Below are 900 nucleotides of genomic sequence, written 5' to 3'. Positions count from 1 at the left end.
ATGGGACTCTTCCAATTTTAATTTTTCAATATGTATTTCTAATTGATTTTTAATTTCTTCAAATAATTCGTGATCTAATGAAAAAGTGTAGTCTACAATAACTTGGGATAAAATATCTTGTGCAAATACACCTTGCATTTTAGGTTTATAGTATTTCAAACATATTAACATAATTGATTTTCTTACTTCTTCCCGTACTTTTGAGTAAGTCGGGCGAATAAATGAAATATTATAATTTAAGAGTTGTGCGAAAAACTTATTATCTTTAACATATTTTGTATTCTTATCTTTACCTAGCCACCCCTGAATGCTACACTCATAGGTAAAAATCCAACTACTTTCATAAAGACTCTCTTCAGTCAATAGACACTCATAAAATGAAAAATCTACAGACCCCTCCAAAAGTTTCTTAGAATCTAATATCATCACCAGTATATTTATTATCGCATTATCATATTCCATCAAAAGATTACTTATATCTTCGGCAATTGGTATATTAAGTTTGTTCGCAAAACTAAGAGCCCATGAAACCTCAAAATCATTTTTTAATTCGATATTGTCCTTAATCAGCGCATTAACAAATTCTGTAATTGTATCCAAATTTAATGGATACCCTCTATATTTATAGCTTTCAATAATTTCAAAACTCATTGGGATTGTTGACGAATCCACCAAAATAGATTGCAAAAGTAACGATTCAAAGATATCCCAATTTTCTTTATCAACAACAACATATCTCAATATTTTAATTGCATAGTTTAATATTCCTTTTTCATTTGTTTCTACCTTAAATTTAAATGCTTTACTAAAATATTCTTTTATATCCACTCTTTGCATTGCATTTGAAGTTTTCTTATCATCTTTTTTATATCTAAATTTAAATTTTTTAAAGTAATATAC

The 900-nt window shown here is 27.1% G+C and carries 1 protein-coding gene; it reads right to left on the bottom strand.

Annotated features, from left to right (window positions below; translation table 11 throughout):
- On the bottom strand, positions 1 to 900 hold a 900-nt coding region (locus ACWF5P_RS20150), incomplete at both ends, for a hypothetical protein (RefSeq protein WP_452445205.1).

It is taken from the genome of Peribacillus sp. NPDC055009 (assembly GCF_053608705.1).
Note: the sequence above shows the minus strand (reverse complement) of the source record. Positions and strands in the feature narration are given on the sequence as shown.